This is a genomic window from Vibrio mytili (assembly GCF_049563345.1).
GTDB lineage: Bacteria > Pseudomonadota > Gammaproteobacteria > Enterobacterales > Vibrionaceae > Vibrio > Vibrio mytili.
On sequence record NZ_CP110482.1, the window covers coordinates 343,033 to 361,684 of the forward strand.

Annotated in this window: 12 protein-coding genes and 1 pseudogene; 9 read left to right on the plus strand and 4 right to left on the minus strand. The window is 44.3% G+C overall.

The annotated features are described in order from the left end of the window. Positions 1-265 precede the first annotated feature (265 nt). Complete coding sequence (locus ONE56_RS15250; protein WP_041153810.1) at positions 266-1,504, plus strand: NRAMP family divalent metal transporter; 1,239 nt, start codon at positions 266-268, stop codon at positions 1,502-1,504. Between the two features lie 49 nt (positions 1,505-1,553). On the opposite strand, the gene ONE56_RS15255 is transcribed toward ONE56_RS15250, so the two are convergent. Beyond that, positions 1,554-2,519, minus strand: coding sequence for a TDT family transporter (locus ONE56_RS15255; RefSeq protein WP_423840970.1), 966 nt, complete (start codon positions 2,517-2,519; stop codon positions 1,554-1,556). 276 nt (positions 2,520-2,795) lie between these two features. Then, positions 2,796-4,199 carry a H(+)/Cl(-) exchange transporter ClcA gene (gene clcA / locus ONE56_RS15260; protein ID WP_331439036.1) on the minus strand — a complete coding sequence of 468 codons (1,404 nt, stop codon included), beginning with the start codon at positions 4,197-4,199 and terminating at the stop codon, positions 2,796-2,798. Between the two features lie 764 nt (positions 4,200-4,963). Between clcA and ONE56_RS15265 the strand changes: the two genes are divergently transcribed. After that, positions 4,964-5,401 (plus strand): hypothetical protein, encoded by a 438-nt coding sequence (locus ONE56_RS15265; RefSeq protein ID WP_423840971.1) that lies wholly within the window; start codon positions 4,964-4,966, stop codon positions 5,399-5,401. On the opposite strand, the gene ONE56_RS15270 is transcribed toward ONE56_RS15265, so the two are convergent. Then, entirely contained in the window at positions 5,388-5,795 is a 408-nt protein-coding gene (locus ONE56_RS15270; protein WP_041153808.1) for a transcriptional regulator, read from the minus strand. The genes ONE56_RS15265 and ONE56_RS15270 overlap by 14 nt on opposite strands. Before the next feature lie 95 nt (positions 5,796-5,890). Between ONE56_RS15270 and ONE56_RS15275 the strand changes: the two genes are divergently transcribed. From ONE56_RS15275 to ONE56_RS15305, 7 genes and pseudogenes are all read left to right on the plus strand, one after another. After that, positions 5,891-6,799, plus strand: coding sequence for an aldo/keto reductase (locus tag ONE56_RS15275; protein ID WP_423840972.1), 909 nt, complete (start codon positions 5,891-5,893; stop codon positions 6,797-6,799). A gap of 375 nt (positions 6,800-7,174) precedes the next feature. Further along, entirely contained in the window at positions 7,175-8,836 is a 1,662-nt protein-coding gene (locus ONE56_RS15280; RefSeq protein WP_041153806.1) for a methyl-accepting chemotaxis protein, read from the plus strand. Positions 8,837-9,009: 173 nt separating this feature from the next. After that, positions 9,010-10,014, plus strand: a complete 1,005-nt coding sequence (locus ONE56_RS15285) for a response regulator (RefSeq protein WP_331439035.1) — start codon at positions 9,010-9,012, stop codon at positions 10,012-10,014. Further along, positions 10,014-10,466, plus strand: a complete 453-nt coding sequence (locus tag ONE56_RS15290; protein ID WP_041153804.1) for a PAS domain-containing protein — start codon at positions 10,014-10,016, stop codon at positions 10,464-10,466. Before ONE56_RS15285 ends, ONE56_RS15290 begins: the two co-directional genes overlap by 1 nt. Positions 10,467-10,652: 186 nt before the next feature. Further along, entirely contained in the window at positions 10,653-12,182 is a 1,530-nt protein-coding gene (locus ONE56_RS15295; RefSeq protein WP_423840973.1) for an NAD(P)H-hydrate dehydratase, read from the plus strand. A gap of 466 nt (positions 12,183-12,648) precedes the next feature. Further along, positions 12,649-13,692, plus strand: coding sequence for a GMP reductase (locus tag ONE56_RS15300; protein WP_423840974.1), 1,044 nt, complete (start codon positions 12,649-12,651; stop codon positions 13,690-13,692). 203 nt (positions 13,693-13,895) lie between these two features. Next, positions 13,896-14,814 (plus strand): annotated as a pseudogene (locus ONE56_RS15305) (IS5 family transposase). A 268-nt stretch (positions 14,815-15,082) separates the two neighbouring features. On the opposite strand, the gene ONE56_RS15310 reads toward ONE56_RS15305, so the two are convergent. Further along, positions 15,083-18,220 (minus strand): sugar-binding domain-containing protein, encoded by a 3,138-nt coding sequence (locus ONE56_RS15310; RefSeq protein ID WP_423840975.1) that lies wholly within the window; start codon positions 18,218-18,220, stop codon positions 15,083-15,085. Positions 18,221-18,652 lie beyond the last annotated feature (432 nt).

Genomic DNA, 18,652 nt, shown 5'->3' on the forward strand with positions numbered 1-18,652 from the left:
AGCATACAGACACCCTCATTTACCCTTGAACGCCTGCGTTTTTTGTTGTTTAGAAGCAGAAATAGGGTAAGTTGGTTGTAATAAAAAAATTTATACAACTCTGTGTTGACAGTCACAATAGATACTTTTAGTATATGCGCCCAACGAGTGGCTACAGACTTGTAATCATTTGTTTTGAAAGAGATATCCTCTAAGCTCAGCTGATCTCGGTCAGTTGTCTTTCTATTTTTATAATAATAGGAAGACAACAAAATTGAGAATTGGCATGACGACACAAAGCACCATCAAAACTACCTCTATATCCAGTCCCGTAGCAGAAACCAATTGGCAAAATAAAGCCATGCTAAGCGTCGCATTCTTAATGGCGACCACTTCAGTCGGCCCCGGCTTTCTGACGCAAACTGCCGTCTTTACCAATATCTATCAAATAGACATGGCCTTTCCTGTACTCGCATCCATCTTTATTACCTTTGGTATTGTGATGAACCTATGGCGCATTGTTGGTGTTTCTGGCATGCGTATTCAAGATATTGCTAATAAGGTAGCCCCGGGTATGGGCTATGGTGTTGGTATTTTGCTAGCGTTGGGTGCCGTCGCCTTTAACTTTGGTAACGTAAGCGGTGCGGCTCTTGGTATCAATGTACTCACCGGTGTTGATACGACTTGGGGCGCACTTTTTACGGGATTGGTTGGATGTTTGTTGTTTGTGGTTCATAACGCATCGAAGCGAATGGATCAGATGGCCCGTTACCTCGGTTTGTTCATGATCATCTTGATTGCTTATGTGGCGATGACAAGCTTACCACCCATGGGTGAAACCTTAAGTGCTGCCGTGATGCCTTCTGATGTAGGCAGCTTGCTCTTACCAACGTTGACCATTGTTGGTGGTGCGGTAGGGGGTTACTACACAGGCGCTCAGAGACTCGTTGATATTGGCTTAAAGGGCAAGGAGAACGTTCCATCAATCAAAGCGACTGCATGGGCAGGTATCTCAATCGCGGTGGTGATCCGTATCTTGTTGTTCCTTGCTGTCTTTGGCGTGATTGCAACAGGTGCGACGTTAGATGCGTCTAATCCGGCAGCAGATGCTTTCCGTCAGGGAGCCGGGCAATTGGGTTACTTCATTTTTGGGCTGGTACTGTTTGTGGCTTCTATCACCTCTGTAGTCGGTAACTCTTACATGGCAATCTCACTCATTAAGACTTTGTTTCCAGTCGTTGCTCGTCATGAAAAAGCATGGTGTATAGGGTTCATCATTATTACTTCGCTCGGTACCGTAACCATGAACATGCCAATTCTTTTATTGATGCTTGCTGGTTTGGTTAACAGCATTATTCTGCCAATCGTATTAGGCACTGTGCTTGTTGCGACAAAACGAAAAGATATTGTTGGAGACTATCAGCATCCTATGTATCTCACGTTGACTGGCGTTGCCATTGTGGTCGTGATGGCAGCGTCGAGCTTGACTAACATCGGTAACTTCATGGCCAAATTTACTGGATGAACGTAGTTTGGTTCTGAATCAAAAAAATAGGCCTCGATGAGGCCTATTTTTATGCTTGTTTAGACCGATTATGGACTATTTCTGGCCAGTACATTTTTACATACCCCGCCGATACCCAAACGACCAAGACTGTCGCGATGCTAAGTTCGAGAAAGCCAAAATCGTGCAGCCAATGCCACTGTGGGTGAGCTTCCGCGAAAAATGAAGTCAATCGATGCATCGCAATAGCGCTGATCACTGAAGGAAAAGTCACAGCAGCGATAGAGGGCTGAAACTTCAAACGCAACAAGCGAAAATAGCACAGATAAATGAGCAAGGTCATTGTGATGGCGATGCCTGCCAGTGCGCCTGTCAATATTGGATCAGGTTCCGGAAAATTGACCAAATACGCTGCAAGTGACAGGTTTACTGGTGCAGCCATAATTGCAAGGGTTGGTCTTGCTCGTTTAGGGAGCGAACCAAAAAACACTAAGCGATATAAAACCAGCGGTAGCATGAAGAAGTATATGCCGATGCATATCAGGGCAAGGCTCTCCGAAAACAAATTATGGCCTAATTGAGAGCCAGCGAGCGAACTACTAATAAGGCCAACGGGGTAAAGGAACCAACTCGGTACAATGTTCGACATCTTAAAGTTTTTGAGCTGAAAGCCAAAAAATAGCACCATCATTGAAAAATGGAGTAAAACGGCCGCAAACCATATTGGGTAAGCGATGATGGGGGCCACGGAAGCTACGTAGTCGGTCAGGATCAGTACCGCCATGCTCATTGGTGCCATTAAACTGCCAGTAAGTGGGTGACGAATGTCTGCCATAAATAGCCGTGGGCTAGTCGTATATTTGATGAGTACAGGTGCGAGGAGTATCGCTCCCAATAATGATAAGAAAGGCCGTATTGGCTCACCAATACTTGGCACATACAGGGCCCATGCTTGGCCTAAGCCAACTATGCCAAGCGCCAACGCTGCTTGTGACGGTGGTACACTGTAAAACTGTACAAGTCTTCGCCAGTTCAAATCTACTCCGAAAGTCTTTGCCCGAATGAATACAGATGAAACTAAGAGTTATAGTTACTCTACTCTATTTGGCGCGAATACTAACAAGTTTACCCAACGGTTGCTTATAAAAGGTGCAGACGAAGTATCAAAGAATCGTTATTTTGTGAGTTTGGTATCGAACTGGTAGGAAAACCTGCAAAAGTGAAAGCTTTTCAAAATGAAACGTTCACTGTTGCAGTTTTCGCTCAAGTCTCCATCGCTGAACTAAGGCTGTTTAGCGAGTTATGTGTGGGACTAATTGGCTTGGTTTTCTGGCAGATCTTGTTGGCGTAGTTTGTCATTTTTGAGCGTGCGGCGGAGCAGTTGGCTATAGATTGGCTGTCCACCAAGTAGCTGAGCAAAAATAACCGCACCCAAACAAGTAATGATGAGGGGCAAGATTAAGTAATAGTTATTGGTCATTTCAATGACAAGTAAAATACCAGTAATGGGCGCACGTACTGTTGCGGCAAATAAAGCCCCCATGCCTGCAATCGCAAACATACCAGGCTCAATGCTTAGAGACGGCAGTAACACGTCTGCGCTAGCACCAAAGGCGTAACCAAACAATGTGCCTAAGGCGAGCATCGGCGCAAAGATACCACCTGGCGCGCCTGAGCCAAAACACAGCAAAGTTGTTACGACGCGACCTACAAACAGCAAGCCGAGAATCGTGATGGAATAATTGCCATTGGTGATGTCAGGAATAATATCGATACCACCGCCAGTGAGCTGTGGCACGTATAAAAGTAATAACCCAAATGTGCCACCTAGGATAGAGCCCGTGATCAGGTAACGCTTACGATTGTTTTTGTGGATTGCAACAAATGTATCTTGAGCAAGAGTGATGAGCTTGTTGAACACGACCCCAAAAATTCCGAATAAGACGCCTAGCAGCAAGAATAGCCACAATGTCTGAAGCTCTGGTGGCTGGTATTGTGGCATGGTGATCACAGCGCTTTGACCGTTGATCGAACGAAACACAATATTGGCCATAATGGCTGAGATAATCACTGCGCGAATGGAGATCAACGAGTAACGAAATTGAGGTCTCATCTCTTCGACAACAAACATGATGCCTGCCAGCGGTGCATTAAATGCGGCAGCTAAGCCACCTGCCGCACCGGAGGCTAGCAAAGAGTGGCGTGTATCATCATCTTTGACTCGAAATATATCGGTAACCATGCGGCCAACAGCACCGCCCATTTGCACGGTTGGGCCTTCTCGTCCCAGGACCATACCTGAACCCAGAGCACCCATACCGCCAAAAAACTTCACGGGAATCACTCGCCACCAACGTACTGGGCGGATATTGTCCATCGCCCCTTCAATTTCAGGGATTCCTGAGCCTGCGGCTTCTGGCGCAAAACGATGGACAAGAAAATAACCAATAAAAGCTAGCAATGCACTGATAAGAACAGCGGCGAGCCAAAGGGGAAGTGCACTACCAATCTCGCCTCTCAACCATTCGGTTCGGGTCTCGGAGACAAAATGGACTGCATGCTCAAAGTAAGTACCAACCAAGCCAGCAAGTATGCCAACCATAGCTGCCATGATGAGAACGGAGATGGGAGCAGATCCTCGAGAGACAAACTGGTTAATCGCGTCTTTAGGTACGTGCGCTAACACAGATTTAACAATTTTCTCTCGCTTGGTCATTAAAAAGTCTCCGGTATTCCGATATATAGTGGGTTGGGGTACAAAGTATACGCTTCGATCAGTCTAGGCCTAATCAATAAAGATGCAATTTAGCTTTTCAATATTGAATTGTTGTTCATCTATTCAGCTCTTTTATGCTATCGGTTTTATAATGCTAACTCAACGGGACAAATCATAAAACCTTGCTTAGGTCAGACCCTAGTAATGCAGCGAAACGTTTAGCCCTTGTTTAAAAAATAAGATAAAAATTTTGACGATAAAACTTGTTTTTTGGGCAAAATGGACCATTCTTTAAATGTAAAGCAACATAACTGCTGAAGAAGGAGGGATGTGAAGTTTTACTCACAATTTGGAAGGATTCAAACCCTACAGTAATTCCTCGTTTTTTGTTTGGGATGCATCTATAGACTTCCCGATTCGCAGACTCACGATTGAGTAACGAGGCAGAGGCGCACGCACATGTGCGCCTTCTTTATGGTTGTCATTTAGCGATAGAAGTTACTGAACCCATTCAAAGACGCAGACTGCATATTACTAATTTTCTCCTGAATTCCGGTTTTTTCTTGAATTATTCCCACTTGGCGATACTGTCTGTTACTCACTCATTTATTGCTGAGCTCTCAATGCGATTTTATCTCTGTGTTCTCTTTTACACTTGTTGTTTAACCACCTCTTTCTCCGTGCTTTCGTCCGAAAGTTGGTGGCAAGAGATTTTGTCCCCGTTGTCTTATTCTCAATTAAAATCAAACATTGAAAATAAGGGAGTGTGGTATCGATGTGAAGTAGCGTTGTCGGACGCAGACCGTCATTCAGAGGCCTTTTGTTTGGATGACTTTTCGTACTATCAACAGCATTTGTATGGTGAAGCGGTATTAGGTGAACAGAATGCTCAGTTTTCGTTTTTAATTGAGTACCACAGGCAACATTGGAATGATTTGGTTCTAAATTTAAGAAAGGATGGATTCGTGTTACGTAAGTTAACCATCGCAGGTGAGCAACTTGATGTGGTTGAAGCTTTGAAAAGCCAGTCTAGCGAAGCGGTGGATCGAGAGGTCATTATGTTGATGAACCGTTACCCACAAGACGCGTTTCGAATTTTAGAATGGACCCCTGCGAATGAATTTAAGTCGTCATCACCACGTTTACACGTCTCGTTGCATAGCGATGGCGACATGATCCAGTTAAATGTTATTCGTTTTTAGCTTCTTGATGCAGCGACAGAAATGTCGTCATGGCAGATTCATCTAAAAACCCGTCGGCTTTTTTGTGGGCACGTAAGTATTGGTAGCCAGCAATCAGTTTACGGTGTTTCTCTTCATCATTGTTAGAGAGTGGCTCCCCCATCACATGTTGATAGGTGAGTTTATATGCCTCCATGTCTACCACCTCGGCACGGCGATACAGATACCCGCACCCTGTGGCAAGCCATTCGAGTGAGCAATTTGCTCGTAAGGCAATTTGATTAGCTTTGGCTAAACTTGGTTCACTGCCTTTTAAATATTTACGTATCAAAGCTTCAGATATCTCGACACGTCTTGCAAAGCCGCTGATCGTTTCTTCACCAATCAATGAGGCTAACCGCTGCGCAAAAGACATAAATCGTACTCCAGTTCGAATTGCGAAAGTTTACCCGTTGAGTCGATGAAAAAACAAGGCTAGGATGATTTCAGTTTAGCTAAAGGAGAAAACCCATGGTTGCAAAAGTTGTGACTGCACCAAAAGGTCCGGAATTTTCGGAACTGGTCCAAGGATACTGGCGTATCGCAGAGTGGGGAATGACCGCTCAAGAGCGTTTGTCATTCTTAAAGCAACATATTGAGTTAGGTATTACCACTGTTGATCACGCTGATATTTATGGTAACTACGAATGTGAAGCGTTGTTTGGCGAAGCAATTGCTCTCGATACCAGTATACGTGATCAAATTCAGATCGTGACCAAATGCGATATCAATTTATGTGGTGAGAAGACACCAGAGCGTAAAATCAATCACTACGATACGAGCTCTGCGCACATTTACCAATCAGTAAATAACTCTCTACAACGATTAAATGTCAATGAAATTGACGTGTTGCTGATTCATCGCCCGGATTTGCTCATGGATGCAGATGAAGTTGCAGAGGCTTTCAATGAATTGCATAAAGTCGGTAAAGTGAAGCATTTTGGCGTTTCTAATTTCACTCCTCGTCAGTTCGAGCTTTTACAATCTCGCTTAGGTAAACCACTTGTGACCAACCAAGTGGAAATTAACCCACTTAACTTTGAAGTAGCGCATGACGGTACGTTGGATCAAATGCAGATGCTGCGCACTCGTCCAATGGCATGGTCTTGTTTAGGTGGCGGTAGCATTTTTACGGGGGACAGTGAGCAAGCGGTTAGAGTGCGAAACGAACTTGAAGCAATTCGTGAAGAAGTTGGCGCTGAGAGCATTGATCAAGTGATTTACGCTTGGGTACGACGTTTACCATCGAACCCTATACCTATCATTGGTTCTGGTAAGATTGAACGGGTTAAAACGGCAATTAGTGCGCTTGAACTCGAGTTGACCCGCGAGCAATGGTACCGAGTTTGGGTTGCATCAAAAGGTCATGGTGTGCCATAGAAACGAGAAAGAACAGTTAAGATTCGTTAAGGCATTCACGTTGTGGGTGCCTTTCAATTAATTGATGCTTGTTATAAAGCAAGCGCCCCCTTCAGCCGTGTAAAGCCCCTGCCTTCTTTTTTCAAGTTAGTTACTTATTTCACGTTAGTTACTTATTTCACGTTAGTTACTTACACGTAACATGCCCCAAGAATAGAGATCGTTGTCACAGGTATTAATCAAGAAACGATCATAACGCTAAATGTTTTAAGTAGTTTGACGATAAGACGAGGAATAGCTTTAAGCTAAGTGATCTCAAAGGTCTAGTTGTATCTATACATTGAGCCTTGGGTAATATTTTATATAAGTGCTATGAACAGAAATAAGGACATTTCTATGAATCTAACAATAAAAAAACGATTGTACATACTTTCTATCATACCGGTACTAACTATTGCTCTTGGCATGATGTGGTTTACATATATACAAACCAGCGCCTTTAACGAACAACAAATGCAACAAACTCATTCATCGATGATGGAAATGAAAAAAGCAGAGCTGAAAAGTTATGTACAAATCGCGCGCTCAGCAGTTGAACCTCTACTTAATCGAAATGCTTCTTTAGAAGAAGCCATTCCAGTGCTACGAGAGCTCGAATTTGGAGAATCTGGTTACATCTTTGCGTATGACTCGAAAGGTGTTCGTGTCGTCGTAGGTAAAAACGAGAATGGGGTCGGTAAAAACTTCTTCAACTTACAAGATGAAAAGGGTAACTATCTCATTCAAGACTTGTTAAAAAATGCAAAGACGGGTGAATTTACAACGTATTATTTCCCTAAGTTAGGGCAAACGGAAGCGTTACCAAAACTCAGTTATTCAACATTCATACCTGAATGGGATCTAATGATCGGTACCGGCTTTTATACAGACGATGTTGACGCTGTTATTGATGAAATGGAGACTTCCGCCAATGAATCATTGCGCGAAACGCTGGTGGCAATTTTACTTTTCTGCTTATCTATCGCACTTGTTGTCGCTACGTTTGCCGTGTTTGTCAATCGCAGCATTATGCGCCCTCTTGAAATGTTTGATGCTTCTATTCGGACGTTTGCCAAAGGGGATGCAGATTTGACAGAACGTATGGTTGAATCGAACGTTCCTGAATTTAAAGCGTTGAGCAAAAACTTCAACCTATTTGTCGAAAGCCTGCAAGGGATCATAAAGAATGTGAATCAAGTGGGCGTAGAGGTGGTGGATGAGACCAATAATATGTCGCAACGCGCATCGAAGGTTCAAGAGCTCACAGTGGGTCAGCGTGAAGAAACCGAGCAAGTTGCCGCAGCAATGACTGAAATGACAGCGACTGCGCATGAAATTTCGAATAATGCCAATCAAGCTGCAGAGTCTGCCAAACAAGCGGATGACTATGCGATGAAAACAAAAGACATCGTTGATTCTACCGCGCATTCGGTTGAAGAATTAGCCAATGAAGTTTTTGAAGCGAGTAAGGTGATCGGACGCTTAGAAAGTGACGTTCAAAATATTTCTTCTTCCTTAACGGTTATTCAAGATATTGCTGAGCAAACCAATTTACTTGCGCTTAATGCCGCTATTGAGGCAGCGCGCGCTGGCGAACAAGGCCGAGGCTTTGCTGTGGTTGCGGATGAAGTTCGTAAGCTCGCGAGTCGAACTCAGGATAGCACTGGTGATATTCATAAGATGATTGCACAGCTGAAGTCAGGTTCCGACGCAGCCGTCAATGCGATGCAATCAAGCCAAGCACGAGGAGAGGCAACGGTAGAAGAAGCACGTGCGGCCTCTGTTGCGCTGCAAGATATAAAATTGGCGATTGCAAATATCATGGATATGAACACGCTTATTGCAACTGCCACAGAAGAGCAGAGTAATGTAGGACAAGAAATTTCCCAGCGCGTTGAGGTTATTTCTCAACAAAGTAATGAGTCGGCACATTACGCGAATGAGAATAGCTCTGGCAGCGAAAGCCTCAACCACAAAGCTCATGCACTTTACAATTTGGTTGGGAGGTTTAAGGTTTAATTTCGCAGAATTTAAGCTTTAATTACGCAAAGAGGCAGCAAGCCTTAGGATTCTTTTCTCATCAATGGTTCACTCATCTATTACTATTGCGTATGCTTGGGTGCATAACAAAACTCTAACGCTTCGTTAGCGGTGCACTCAAGCGAAACAACGAACCCACTAAAGGTGACTGAATGTCTCTACCTGTACTCATATGTGACGATTCTGCGTTAGCACGCAAGCAGATAGCAAGATCACTGCCTGCTTCATTACATGCTGATATTACCTTTGCCAACCATGGCAAACATGCGCTTGAGGAGCTAGAAAAAAAAGCGTTTCAACTGATGTTTCTTGATCTAACCATGCCGGAAATGGATGGATTTGAAACGTTAGAAAATATCCGGCGTTTAGGTTATGAAATGCCTGTGATTGTTGTCTCGGGGGATATTCAACCGAAAGCGAAAGAACGTGTATTGGCTCTCGGTGCGAAGGCATTTATTCAAAAACCTATTGCGCCAAACGAGTTGAACAACGCACTTAAAGCTTTTGTCGAACCAAAAGGGACAGTGGTAAATACCGCTGTTCCTTCCGTTGAATTACCGACTTTGCGTCGACGCGACATCTACATGGAAGTCGCGAATGTATCCATTGGTCGTGCCGCTGACGCGCTAGCAAGGCATTTCGATGTGTTTGTTGAGCTACCTTTACCTAACGTGAATATCTTTGAAGTTAGTGAACTTCATATGGCGCTTCGAGATATGGCGGTTAACGACGACGTCTCGGGAGTTTGTCAGGGCTTTTGTGGCGAGGGTATCGCGGGAGAAGCTTTAGTTATTTTAAGTGATTCGAGTGTCTCAGATCTTAAAAAGCTGATGAAAATCGGACCAAGCAGTGAAGAGTTAGATGAACTTGAGCTATTGATGGACGCGTCGAACATATTGGTTGGCGCTTTTCTGAATGGATTGGGTGAACAAGCCGAGGTTCGTTTTTTTCAGAGCCCCCCTGTGCTACTAGGGCAACATATCTCTATTGATTCTATCATCGAGTCTACCACTGGTGCCTTCAATCGTACCATGACATTTGAAGTCAGCTACAACATCGAAGGCACATCTATTCAATGCGATATCTTATTCATGTTCGTTGATGAATCCTTACCTTTGCTCGACAATAAACTGTCTTACTTAATGGAGATGTTCTAATGCTAAATTTACCTGCTGAGTTTGAACAATTCCATTGGATGATCGACATGGTACAAAGTGTCGATATGGGGCTGATCGTGGTCGATAAAGACTATAATGTGCAAGTTTGGAACGGATTTATGACCCATCACAGCGGATTACAATCGCACGACGTCATTGGTCGATCACTGTTTGACGTTTTTCCTGAGATCCCGCAAGAGTGGTTCATCTTAAAAGCAAAACCTGTTTATGAACTGGGTTGTCGCAGCTTTATTACTTGGCGTCAGCGTCCTTACTTATTTCGTTGTAGAAATGTTCGTCCTGTTACGCAGCAAGCGGAGTTCATGTACCAAAGTGTGACGTTAAATCCGATGAGGACCCCAACGGGGAAAATCAACTCGATGTTCTTATCAATCCAAGATGCGACGGCGGAAGCGTTACTTACCCAACAGCTCAAAGAGCAAGAAAAATAGTTCTGTACTCAAGTAAGCTCAATATGCGTGTGCGGCGATAACAGATCCGTTATTAACTCACTCACTGATTTGAATACCTCACTGATTTGAATACATAGCCATTCTACTTAGAAAATCGTACCGCGGCATAGGCGAGGCTTTTAGGTATATACTTATGCTACGTGTCGCAAAGGGAACAAGCATGATATGGATTTTAATCTCGCCTTAAAACTCTACACCGCAGAACAAGTTAAACGAGGAGAAGTCCTCGCGGCGCACGCGGCTGGTGTGTCGATGTTTAGCCTAATGCAGCGTGCCGGTATGGCGGTATATGAGCGCTTTCTTCACCTATACCCTAGGGCAAAAAATATATTGGTAGTATGTGGGAAGGGAAACAATGGTGGCGATGGTTATGTCTTTGCATCATTAGTTAAACAAGCGCAACTGAAGGTCAATGTCTTTCAGCTCGGTGAGCCTTCTGATCTGAAAGGCGATGCGCTGTGTGCTTACCAAGAGTGGCAAGCCGTTGATGGCACAAATTGTCGTTGGGATGATTGGAATACCGCGCTTTTAGAAGCCGACGTTATTATTGATGCGATGCTTGGCACAGGCTTAAACGGTGAGGTACGCCATGAGTACCGCCGCTATCTTGAACAAATTAATCAAATCCGTTGCCCTGTCATCTCGGTTGATATCCCATCGGGCTTGTGTGCTAACACAGGTTCAGTCTTGGGCGAAGCCATTCACGCTAATCACACGGTCACTTTTATTGGTGTTAAGCAAGGTTTATGCACCGCACAAGCGAGGGATCATGTCGGCGAATTGCACTTTTGTGGATTAGGCGTGAGTGCCGAGTTTGATGCAATAGAGGATGAGAGCGCTCTGGGTATTGATCATCAAGTTGTGTCCAGACTGATGCCTAATCGCAACGTAACTGCACACAAAGGGGATAGCGGTAAATTACTGTGTGTGGGTGGTAATGTAGGCATGTCGGGCGCGATACGACTGTGTTGTGCCGCTGCTGTCCGTTGTGGTGCGGGCTTAACTGCAAGTATGACGCACACTGACAGTTTGTTGTCTCTGCAAGTGTCTCTTCCAGAAGTGATGAGTCAAAGTGTTACCGAAGACGCACTGCGCGAGGCAGAAAATGCGCTTACCACACGGATCGGTTGGGCAGATGTGCTGGTTTTTGGCCCAGGTTTTGGGAGTGATGAGTGGGCACACCAAGCTTACCAAGCTTTGTCTTCACAGAAAAAACTGAAAGTGGTCGATGCTGACGGCCTAAACATTCTTGCTTTACTCAATCAACAAGGCAGTGCAGCAGTACACGATGATCAACGTGTGATGACCCCGCATCCCGGTGAGGCGGCACGGTTACTGAATGTGACAACACAAGAAGTGGAACGTGATCGGTATGCCGCTGCAAGACAATTACATGAACATTATGGCGGCGTTGTCGTGCTCAAAGGTGCAGGGACACTGATTTACGATGGTATAAGAATGTACGTATGTCTAGCAGGGAACCCAGGTATGGCAACAGGGGGAATGGGAGACGTCTTATCTGGTGTTATCGGTGCGCTGTTAGCTCAAGGGATTCCAATCGCCGTCGCTGCAAGGTTAGGGGTAATGATACATAGCCATGCCGCGGACATGAATGTCCACCAGTTCGGGACCAAAGGGTTATTACCGAGTGATGTTATTGAGTCTCTGCGAGCCGCGATTAATCCCGAACGTTAGATCGTAGCAGCAGTAAGCTTCGCTTTATTCACAATATGACGTAGGGATCACGTAAATAGCGCTTAAGTTTAATGTCATTTTTAAGCGATGAAACGTGCATTTTTAAGTTGGTTGCCTAACTTGTAAACACATTTGAGGTGTATGTCGTGATATCGAAGAGTAAATAGCGCAAAGGTTTGCGCGTTCGGTTGACTGATGTTTTCTTTTAAGTTGTTGAATTCATAAATTAAAAAGAAAAATCAATATGTTGAAGGTTATTTTTGATATGCGATTTTCAAGATGGTAGCACAAAAAAAATTAAATTATCAGACTTGTAGGAAATAAATCACAGCCTATAATGCTGAAAACCGGAGCGTCTGCCAACGCTCCGGTTTTTTTGTGTCCGAAGAACGGTGAACTCGTCTGCCAACGGTTTCACTACGCACTCTGAAATGACACATAGATTTATGAATCAAGGAATTACACAATGCGTATCGAACAAGAACTTAAGTTAGGTTTTAAAGATGTACTGTTTCGCCCGAAACGTTCTACCCTAAAAAGCCGTTCTCAAGTAAATTTAACCCGCGATTTTACATTCAAGCACAGTGGCCGTCAATGGTCTGGCGTGCCGGTAATTGCGGCTAATATGGACTCCGTTGGCAGTTTCGCCATGGCTACCGCGTTAGCTGAGCATGGTGTAATGACCGCAGTGCACAAGCACTACACCGTAGAAGATTGGGCGGAATTCGCGAAATCAGCAGACAAAGCAACGCTAAGCAATGTAATGGTGTCTACGGGTACGTCTGATGCCGACTTCCAAAAAACCAAAGATATTATGGCGCTTTCAGACGAGTTCATTTTTATCTGTATTGATATCGCCAATGGTTATTCCGAACACCTTGTGGAGTACGTTGAACGCGTACGTGCAGAGTTCCCAGATAAAGTCATCTCTGCAGGTAACGTTGTTACAGGCGATATGTGTGAAGAGCTCATTCTTGCTGGTGCAGATATCGTGAAAGTGGGCATTGGCCCTGGTTCTGTCTGTACGACCCGAGTTAAAACTGGCGTTGGTTATCCGCAACTTTCCGCAATTATCGAATGTGGTGACGCAGCCCATGGTCTCGGCGGTATGATCATCGGTGACGGTGGTTGTTCGTGCGCCGGTGATGTGTCAAAAGCCTTCGGCGGTGGAGCGGATTTCGTGATGCTTGGTGGTATGCTAGCTGGTCATGAAGAGTCAGGCGGTGAAGTCATCGAAAAAGATGGCGAAACCTTCATGAAATTCTACGGAATGTCATCCAAGAGCGCGATGGAGAAGCACTCTGGTGGCGTAGCAGGCTACCGCGCAGCTGAAGGAAAAACCGTATTATTGCCATACCGTGGTAGTGTTCACGGCACTATCCAAGACATCCTTGGTGGCGTACGTTCAACCTGTACATATGTAGGTGCATCAAAGCTTAAAGAGCTAACGAAGCGCACGACTTTCATCCGCGTTCAAGAACAAGAGAACAACGTGTTCGGTAGAGAGTAACTCGACTGAATATCGGAATATATTTGTAAAAACAACCATACATTGCAATAAAACAACCATACCTTGCTTCAGTATAAAAAGTGCACCTCACTTTTGAAAGTTTACTACAGGTGTGGTTGTTTTGGCTTTGTTGCGGAAATCGAATGAACTGAATCAGAATATTACGATCAGATCAGGGACATTCATTCACTGACTTTGATTTTATGCCGAAGCCTCGCTACAAAACCACTAACTGGTGCAAGTACAATAACTCCTTGATCAACAGAGGTTCACTCACGTTTTGGATTGACGAAGAGGCCATAACTGAGTGGAAACAATCTAAATAGGATAAACGTGGTAGACCAAGATTGTATAGTGATCTCGCTATCACGACTGCTCTCATAGTAAAGCGCATTTTTCCTTACCATTAAGGGCGCTACAAGGCTTTATCGACTCTGTTTTAGATTGGCGAACGTCCCATTAGTCTGTCCCCACTATACTTGCATCTGTCGCCGAGCCAAGGATGTAGAGATCAATTTCAAAGCCTCAAGGCGCTATCCAACACCTGGCTATTGATGCAACTGGGTTCAAGGTATACGGTGAGGGCGAGCGGAAAGTGAAAAAGCACGAAACCGATGGTAAGCGTCGAGTCTGGCGTAAACTCCATCTTGCTGTTGATACTGACACTCATGAAATTATTGCAGCTGAACTGACACTTTCAGACGTGACAGATGCGGAAGTACTCCCAAATTTACTCAAACAAACACGCCGATCCATCAAGGAAATTTCGGGATATGGCGCATACGATACAAGGGAGTACCACAGGGCGATTAGGGTTAAGAAAGCGATACCTCTAATTCCTCCACGTGAAGGAGCCACCTTCTGGGAAAAGGGGCACCCATGTAATCTGGCGGTTGGTTGCCAAAAAAAAAGCTTTATGGTTCGAACAAAAAGTGGAAACGAAAGTATGGTTACCACAGGCGTTCATCATCGGAGACAGCTATGTATCGCGTAAAACAGCTACTAGGCGCTTCACTCACGCTTCGAAATTACAACGCACAAGTTGGCGAGACATACGCTATGATCAAAGCTCTCAACAAGCTAACAGGGGTAGGTATGCCCGAAACTCAGTATGTCGTTTAAAATGTAAACGATTTAGCTAGTGTTCGCTCTCAAGTTGAATTCCCCAACAAAGCCGTATAAAAGGAAAATCTGCTGACTTTGCTTACAACTTTATGCTGTTATTTATTACAAATAGAGTTTTAACTTATTGATATTAAATATGCGGCTTGAAGTTACCTCAATTTGTTAATCACTTATTGAACTCAAAGAAGTGAAAATGAGTTCAAAAAAAATCCCTCGATTAAGTCGAGGGATTTGTGTTTTAGATTCAGGCCAAAGAACTCAAGGTTTATAAGGCGTTGTAGACTTCCGAGTATAACAAGCCGTTACGGGTCTGCGACACTTTAATCTGGTTGACAGCACTGAGCTCAGAAACTTCCTGGTTGTTGCTATCAAGGAAAGTGACGGTTACTGGGTCGCTTACAGCACCTAGAGAATCTACTTTAGTTATTGCTGAGTTTAGGTCATCAATCGTTTCAATTGATGGGGCCAGCGTAAAAGTACGTTCCTGATAATTTAAACCGAGCAGGTCACCCTTGATCAGACCGCCGTAAACGTTGATTTCAGAGAAGCTGAGTTGTGGTACTACATACCCCGGCACAGTTAAGATCCTTGACGTACTAGTGATCTTAAGCTCAACTCGTCTTATTGCTTGGGCTCCGCCATCTAAGTCAATATCACCGGTTGTCCACTCTGATGGTTCGGTATAAGAGACCTTATCCATGCCCAGGATGTCACCGTTAACCTGTAAAGTATAGGTATCAGTTGCATCAATCTCTTGAATTGGTTGGACGGTATTGACAAAGTAGACAGCACCTAAATCAATACTGAGCATTTGATTAACGTTCTCAGCGTCAAACCCTGCCATGGCAATCGGCGCAGTCTCTATGTCTCCATCAAACATCTCTAAATGGCTCCCATCTGGATCACTACGGTCAAACCTAAGGTCAGTATAGACATTCCGGTAAGTGGAAAGGCTATTGGTTTCCTTGACGGTATAAGTTCTGATGTCACCGTTATCTGCAATAACCTCAAAGGTATCACCATCTACAAGTGCTTGATCAGAAGAAGAAACTCCCCAGTAAGCTCCAAGATCAAGAGTTACCATACCTTTGAGGGTTTCAAACGTCGTATCCTCAGGAAGGTGTGAAACCACATTGTCTATGACTGCACGAGTGTTTTCAGCCGTGAGAACAGCAATGCTGTCACTGTGAATAAGGTTACCTTCATATGGTTTGATATAGCGGTCAAAAGTGTCGCCGTAATTCTGCCCATTTTTAACTCCGGAGACCTCAATATGGTTCGACTGCGCGGCCACAAAGTAACTTTCCAGTTCTTCACTTGTCCACTCGAACACGCCTGCCAGTGCAGGATCGTTGTCACTGCGCTTTTTGCTACCAACTTTCTCTCCGTTGACGGACAGCGTCACCTCATCTAAATTAGAATAAACTTTAACCGCTCTTGAGGTTGTTTCTGCAAGATTTTTGTCGACAAGATGCAGCATAGGAATATCAGACCAGTTTGCCTTGTAGAAATAGAACTGATCTTTTTTGGTAGTGTGATCGAATTTCACCAAGCCTTTATCATTGCGACCAATGGTGTCGCCTTCGTTGCGTCCATCCACAGAGAAGTCAAACATATTCCAGACGTAAGTACCCCACACCCAGTCACGCTCGTTAAAGGCTTTAAGGTTACCCTCGTGGAATAAGTTCCCCCACTGAGAGGAGTGATCCTGCATTACAGGGTTTTCTGCTGCGTATTCAGGTAGTGTACTGACACCTGCACCATACTCACTCATACAGAAAGGCAAGTCTGGGTAAACCTCTTTGAGCTCGTCGATAAAACCGCCGACATCGTCAATTGCGCCATAGTACCATCCGTAGTAGCGATTGTGGCAGGGCATTTCAACTGTATCCCAGTCGGGATCACCAATATCCTCCGCAGTAATGGTTGCTAGCGTGCTCTTACGATATGGTACCGTTTTGCCAAAACGCGCACCGAACTCTTCCTTAACAACAGCGGCAAGCTCGTTCAACCATGCGGTGTTCGCTTCACTGTTTCCCATGGCTGTGCCAGTTTCATTGGCTGTTCCGACCACCGCCATCGATGGAAAGTTAAAGTTCTGTCGTATTAGAGCTCGCATCTGCTCTTTAGCACTTTCTAGGTATTGAGCTCCGGCCTCCCCGTTTGCCTCTTCAGTTAGGTACTTGTTTACAATTGGAAGCTCTAGGTAATTCATAAAGCCCAACTCATTAGAATACTCACTAGTGTCTAACGCATGGGGGTAGTGTGAGAATCGAATGGAGCGTGCGCCCATCTCACGAATCAGATCTAAGTCATCCTCGCGCATTTCTTGAGTCGTCGACCACCCAACAACATCCCTGTCCTGATGCATTGCTACCCCGTTGAGGCGGTATTCATGGCCATTAAGAATGAAGCCTTTATCTTTGTCAAATTCGAAATAACGCAGACCTAACGGTTGTTCAACCTGATCGAGTAGCTTGTCGCCATCAAATACTTGAACAAAAATTTGATATAGGTATGGGTCATTGACTCCGTTCCAGAGATGAATATCGTTTAAGGTAAACTCGTTTTCAACTTCCGTGACAGAGTCAGCATCAACAGTAGCTGACGCAATATGGCTATAGACAATTTTACCTTCAGCATCCAGAACAATTGTGCGTATATGGCCGTTAAATTCTTCTTGAGATTTATTGCGAACTCGGATGTTTGAGTAAATATCCGAAGCATCATCAGTGGTGTGGGTCTGCATAAAATAGACACCTGACGAACCGTAATCTTCGGCGTCGATCCCAACCGCGCTAATCTGGATTAGTTTCACATCGCGGTAAATACCACCGTAGTAAGTATAGTCTTGTCCTGTTTCCATCGGCAGGAATGCATTCTCATGAACCGCTGAATCATAGGGGCGGTTGTCAACCTGAATAACAATGCTATTTTCACCATTAGTGACGAACTCGGTAATATCGATCCTGAAGCGCATGAATCCACCAGTGTGCTCACCGGCTTTTTCACCATTGACATAAACGGTAGTGATCATGGCTGAACCATCGAATTCAAGATACTGACGTTTACCTTCTTCTTTGGTTACGAGCAGAGTCTTCCGGTAGGTATTTATACCCTTGAAGTGTGGGGTCGACAGGTCAACATTCACCACATGTTCAGCATCAACCGAATGAGGGAGGCTGACATCTTCCCACTCCGAGTCATTGAAATCAGGCGATATTGCAGCGTTGTCGTCATAGTCCATCTGGTACTTCCAGCTTTCATTAATACTGATAGCCGTACGGGAAGTCGATTCGAACTCTGGCGAAACGACTTCACTAATTACATCAGTGGTAGAGTCATTACAACCTGCCATTGCGATAGCTACTGCCACTGCAGATAGAGTAAAGAGGTTTCTCATCCTTTTTCCTTTTATTAAATGGTATATGAGAATGCTCAATTTATAATCTTATCTGGATTTTGGCTTACCAATTTTTTGAGAATTAGAGATAGGTCATGAAGATAGTCTACAATATAGCGATTCGTCACACTTTTAACGGAGATACAAACCAGTTTATCACCAAAATTGGTTAACCTAATGGGGCGTTTGGTCGAATTTTATGGGGTTGATATTGACTAAAAATGAGATAACTAGTCATCAGAAACATTTCTATTATCCGTTTTTGTTCAGAACCGCTTTTTATGTACTGACAACTGCGTTATCAGATAACAATAAGATGAGAACGATCCGTCAAATCTATTCAGTCTGGGCATGGGCAAACAGTCAAGATGCTATATTTCAAGAGAGTGTAAACAACAATAGTGATGGTTAAGTCTCTTGGCGGTAGCGCAA